The 5,365-nt window shown below is 60.2% G+C and carries 3 protein-coding genes and 2 pseudogenes; 3 read left to right on the forward strand and 2 right to left on the reverse strand.

Annotated elements, in window-relative coordinates; genetic code table 11:
- Both Q1Y74_RS13545 and Q1Y74_RS13550 read right to left on the reverse strand, forming a co-directional pair.
- Window positions 1–411, reverse strand: a pseudogene (locus Q1Y74_RS13545) (efflux transporter periplasmic adaptor subunit); the annotation flags it as partial.
- A gap of 238 nt (window positions 412–649) precedes the next feature.
- Window positions 650–2,024: pseudogene (locus Q1Y74_RS13550) on the reverse strand (TolC family protein).
- Between the two features lie 284 nt (window positions 2,025–2,308).
- Here Q1Y74_RS13550 and Q1Y74_RS13555 point away from each other — a divergent pair.
- The 3 genes from Q1Y74_RS13555 to Q1Y74_RS13565 form a co-directional block, all read left to right on the forward strand.
- A complete protein-coding gene (locus Q1Y74_RS13555; protein ID WP_300814822.1) occupies window positions 2,309–3,676 on the forward strand; it encodes a sigma-54 dependent transcriptional regulator in 1,368 nt (455 codons plus the stop codon).
- The gene (locus Q1Y74_RS13560) at window positions 3,673–4,638 is read left to right on the forward strand and encodes a HAMP domain-containing sensor histidine kinase (RefSeq protein WP_300814823.1); all 966 of its coding nucleotides are present in this window, start codon (window positions 3,673–3,675) and stop codon (window positions 4,636–4,638) included. The genes Q1Y74_RS13555 and Q1Y74_RS13560 overlap by 4 nt, the downstream gene beginning before the upstream one ends.
- A 103-nt stretch (window positions 4,639–4,741) precedes the next feature.
- The coding region (locus Q1Y74_RS13565; RefSeq protein WP_300814824.1) for an AAA family ATPase at window positions 4,742–5,365 on the forward strand (624 nt) is incomplete at its 3' end.

A 5,365-nucleotide genomic window follows, 5' to 3' on the forward strand; every position in this document is an offset into this window, starting at 1 on the left:
CTGCTGCTCCATCTCAATCTCTTTCTCGCGGTAGGTGATGAGCTGTTTCTCCCACTCGTCGCGCTGGTCTTCGATGGTGCGAAGCAGGTCGAGGTTCTCCAGTACAAGGATGGTGTCGCCCTGTTTCATCATGTTGCCCTCTTCGCCAACGATGCGGCTGACGCTGCCCGTCTCGCGGGCGTTGACCTTGATGGTGAGGATGGGCTGCACGAGTCCTTCGACGTCGACATACTCCATGAACTTGTCGTTCTTCACTTCGGCCATCTGGAGGCTTTCGGGGTCGATGCGCAGCTTGCGGGGTCCGGCGGAAAGGATGATGACATAGACCAGGAAGGCCAGGAAGACGATGCCTCCGGCCAGGTAGTAGCGGTAGCGGATGTACCAGGGTTTCTTTTCGAGTTTGATGTCCATAAACGTATTGTGTATTTATATTTTTATTTACAGGTAAGGCAGGCTGACTGCCACGGTATACGACCGAGGGGGTCTCAGTCGTATACTTAGGGTACCTCGGTCGTATACTTAGGGTGCCTCAGTCGTATGGGTCAATATCTATCTTCTTCATATCCAGCAGGTTATATTTTGTCTTGTTTTTGGTTATAATAGTTTACAATCAGCAGGTTCCGACGCGGCTTCCGGCACGGACTGTGGGCTACCGGAGCAGGGCCTCCAGGTCTTCTTCCAGCGGGCGGCCGTGCTCGAAGTCGTAGAGCGTAAGGCTGCGCAGGGTGTAGTACAGACTCCAGTAATCGTAGAGGGCGGTGATGTAGGCGCGCCGGGCGGAGTCTTTCTCGGTGATGGAGGCGTTGAGGTCGAGCACGGTGGACTGGCCCAGCAGGTAGAGCCTTGGTGGTGTCGGTGCGGGCGGCTATGTGGACGCGCTGCGCCTGCAGGTTGAACTGCTTCACCAGTTTGCGGACGTTCAGGTCGAAGTCGGTCTTGTCCTGCTCCACTTGGGTCTGCACCAGGTCGCGGTTGCTCTTTGCCACGCGTACCTGGCCCTTCCCACGCCCCCAGTCGAGGATGGGCAGCGAGATGCCCAGACTGACGTACTGCTGGTCCATGGGGTTCTGCCAGGCTTCCTTCCAGCGGTCGGAGGTCTGCGTCAGGCCGAAACGCAGGTAGATGTCGGCCTTCAGTCCGGCGTTGGCCCGTGCCTGGGCCACGGCGCTCTCGCTCTCCAGGCGGCGGCGCTGCATGTTGTCTATGTCGGGGCTGTTCTGCGTGGCCAGCATCAGGGCCTCGTGAAGGTCTACGTTCAGGTCGGGCACGAAGTCGTCTATGCTGACCTTCAGCTCCACGTCCTGCTGGATGCCCAGGTAGGAGCGGAGTTCCTGCATGGCGTTGTCCACCTCGATGCGTGCGTTCATGCGGTTGGTTTCCTCGGTCAGCTTGTTCAGTTCGAGCTGCAGCATTTCGTTTTCGCTGATGGTGCCTATGTCGTATCGGCCGCGCGCATATATATATAAGGTGTCGGCGTTGGCGTAGTTGGTGCTGGCTATCTCGTAGTTGCTCTGCGCGGTGGCCAGGGCGAAGAACTTCTGCGTGGCGGTGGCGGCCACCAGCTCCAGCGTCTCGGCGTAGCGCTTGCGGGCCTCGCGGTAGCGCAGGGGCTCGATGCGGCGGTTCCACTTCAGCGAGTTATAGCCGAAGAGCGACTGAGAATAGCCGATGTTGACGGGCGAGGTCTGGTAGGAATGGCTGTCGTCGCTGAAGAGGTCGATGCGCTGGGCGGACGTTTCCACAAAGAAGGTGCCGCCCGTCCAGGGCACGTTCTGCGTCAGGCTCAGGGTGAGGTTGGTGCTCAGCAGATTCTGTTCGACAAACTTCACGCTTCCGTCGCCCATCGTCACCTTGTTGATGGCACGGTCCAGGTAAGGGCTGGAGGTCAGCGTCAGGTTGGGCAGGTAGTTGGCGCGGTAGTAGCGGTAGTTCCAGTACGAAGAGCGGAAGCTGTGGCGGGCGCTCCGGGCATCGGGCGACTGCTGCTGGGCGTGGCGGATGGTCTGTTGCAGGGTCAGCTCCATCGCTTCCTGGGCCTGCGCGGCGGAGCAGAGGGCGCAGGCCGTTCCTATAGTCAGTATGATACGTTTAAGCATAGTTTCTCCATTTATTTACGAAAAGAGTATCAAAAGCTGTGCCAAACATGTATCTGCTTATGTGCCTTGCGATTGCGAATGATATGGAGCCGGCCGGCGCGTGCACTATCGCACAAAAATAGTGCGGAAGCGCACGCACAGCACAAGGATATTATCACTATCTTTGCAGCAGCGCACAGCTGTGCCATCACCATTTACGAACAGACATGCTTATGGAAAACTTAGGTAAAATACTGATTGTGGACGACAACGAAGACGTGCTCTTCGCCCTGAACCTGCTGCTGGAGCCCTATGCCGAGAAGATAAAGGTCATCACCGGCCCCGAGCGGCTGGAGCACTTCATGACCACCTTCCAGCCGGACATCGTGCTGCTGGACATGAACTTCAGCCGCGACGTGGTGAGCGGCCAGGAGGGCTTCGACTGCCTGAAGCAGATTCTGCGCATCGACCCGCAGGCGGTGGTCATTTTCATGACCGCCTACTCGGACACCGACAAGGCCGTGCGGGCCATCAAGGCCGGCGCCACGGACTTCATCCCCAAACCGTGGGAGAAGGAAAAGCTGCTGGCCACGCTCTCCTCGGGCATGAGGCTGCGCCGCTCGCAGCGCGAGGTCCACCTGCTGAAGGAGCAGGTGGAGGCCCTGAGCGACGGCAACGCCGACGAACGCATCATCGGCGAGTCCGACGCCATGCGGGCAATCTTCGACACGGTGGACAAGCTGCGCGACACGGACGCCAACATCCTCATCCTGGGCGAGAACGGGACGGGGAAGGACGTCATTGCCCGCCTGCTCTACCGCCATTCGCCCCGCTCGGGCCGTCCGTTCGTCACCATCGACCTGGGCAGCATACCCGAACAGCTGTTCGAGAGCGAGCTGTTCGGCTACGAGAAGGGGGCCTTCACCGACGCGCGCAAGGCCAAGGCCGGGCGCATGGAGGTGGCCACGGGCGGCACGCTCTTTCTGGACGAGATAGGCAACCTGTCCCTGCCCATGCAGGCCAAGCTGCTGACGGCCATCGAGAAGCGGCAAATCAGCCGCCTGGGCAGCACGCAGGCCACGCCCATCGACGTGCGCCTCATCTGTGCCACCAATGCCGACATCCGCCGCATGGTGGAGGAAGACCGCTTCCGCCAGGACCTGCTCTACCGCATCAACACCATCGAGCTGCACATCCCGCCCCTGCGCGAGCGTGGAGAAGACATCCTGCTGCTGGCCGACCACTTTCTGCAGCGCTACGCCCGCAAATACCAAAAGGAGATGCGCGGCCTGACGCGCGAGGCCAGGAACAAGCTGCTGAAGTACGCCTGGCCGGGCAACGTGCGCGAGCTGCAGCACACCATGGAGCGTGCCGTCATCCTGGGCGACGGCTCGCTGCTGCGCCCCGAGAACTTCGTCTTCCAGGCCGCGGCGCCCCGCCCCCGCAAGGAGGAGCAGGAGGTGCTGAACCTGGAGAAGCTGGAACGGCAGGCCGTGGAGCGTGCCCTGCGCCTGAGCGAGGGCAACATGACCAAGGCTGCCGAGTATCTGGGCATCACGCGGTTTGCCCTGTACCGGAAGATAGAGAAGTTGGGCCTATGAAACGTTATTCCTTCATCGTCACCCTCCACATCCTTGCCGTCGCCCTGCTGGCGGTGGGCGTATGGCTGTTGGCCGTCCGGGAGCTGTGGTTCAGCGCCCTGATGGTGTTCCTGGTGCTGGCGGCCGTGGGGGTCAACCTCTACCGGATGCAGATGGTGCAGATACGCATGATGCGCCATCTGGCCGAAAGCCTGCGCTTCGACGACATGATGCTCTCTTTCCGTTCGCCCTACCGCAACCGCTCCATGGAGCAGATGGTGGACGAGCTGTCCGAAGCCATGCAGGGCTTCCGCACCCGCGTGCTGGAGCACAACGAGATGGCCGCCTGGCAGAAGCTGATACGGGTGCTGACGCACGAAATCATGAACTCGCTGACGCCCATCATTTCCCTGTCCGAGACCCTGTCCGAGCGCGAGGTGGACGAGCGCAGCTATGCCGTGATGCGCCAGGGTATGCTCACTATCCACCGCCGCAGCAAGGGGTTGCTGGAGTTTGTGGAGAACTACCGCAGGCTGACCCGCCTGCCGGCCCCCGTGCGCCGTCCCGTATCGCTCTGCGAACTGCTGCAGGACCTGCGCAAGCTCTTTCCCGAGGACTACATCCACATCCACCTGCCCGAGGCCGACCGCACCTTGCAGATAGACCGCGCGCAGGTGGAGCAGGTGCTCATCAACCTGCTGAAGAATGCCCGCGAGGCCTGTGCCCGCCGCGAGCAACCCTGCATAGAGGTCAGGGTGCTGCCCGCGCAGTCGTGGCAGTGCCTGCTGACGGTGAGCGACAACGGCGAAGGCATCCTGCCCGAAGTGGTGGACAAGGTTTTCGTCCCCTTCTTCACCACCAAGCCCGGCGGGCAAGGCATCGGGCTGAGCCTGTGCAAGCAGATTATGAACCGCCACGGCGGCAACATCACGGTGCAGTCCACCGTGGGGAAAGGCACCTGCTTCACCCTGCTGTTCGGGTAGTCACTGCCCGCTCTCCCCGCCGACAAAAGTTTTTCCGCTTTCGTTCCTCCTTCTTCGTGAAAATCCTTATATTTGCAATTATCAGAGACCCAAACGTACGCTTATGAAATACCCTATCGGAATACAGAGTTTTGACCGCATCATTGAAGACGGATATGTCTACGTGGATAAGACGGATATGATTTATAGTCTGACCCACGAAGGCAGCATCTACTTCCTGAGTCGCCCGCGCCGCTTCGGCAAGAGCCTGCTGGTGTCCACGCTGGAGAACTACTTCCTGGGGCGTAGGGAGCTGTTCCGCGGACTGGCCATCGAACCGTTGGAGACGGAGTGGGCCGTGTATCCGGTGTTCCATGTGGATTTCAACAGCACCAACTATACCAATCCCGGCGAATTGGAGAAGAAAATCAACTTCCATGTGTCCGAGTGGGAGAAACGGTACGGACTGCCTTGCCGCGAAAACGAGCTGGGCACTGGCGACCGTTTTGTAGAGGTGCTGCGTGCCGCCCATGAACAGACAGGGCGCCGCGCCGTGGTCCTGATAGACGAGTATGACAAGCCCATCCTGGACGTGCTGGATGTGGACTCCACGCTGGAAGACCGTCACCGCAACGTGCTGAAAGGCTTTTATTCCGTCTTCAAGGCGGCCGACCGCCACCTGCAGTTCGTACTGCTGACAGGCGTCACGAAGTTCTCGCAGGTGAGTGTGTTCAGCGGCTTCAACCAG

It is taken from the genome of uncultured Bacteroides sp. (assembly GCF_949298305.1).
Classification (GTDB): Bacteria; Bacteroidota; Bacteroidia; order Bacteroidales; family Bacteroidaceae; genus Bacteroides.

Excerpts from the sequence above, each read along its gene's own strand:
- Q1Y74_RS13555 (WP_300814822.1), top strand. The coding sequence starts at position 2,309 with ATGGAAAACTTAGGTAAAATACTGATTGTGGACGACAACGAAGACGTG.
- Q1Y74_RS13560 (WP_300814823.1), top strand. The coding sequence starts at position 3,673 with ATGAAACGTTATTCCTTCATCGTCACCCTCCACATCCTTGCCGTCGCC.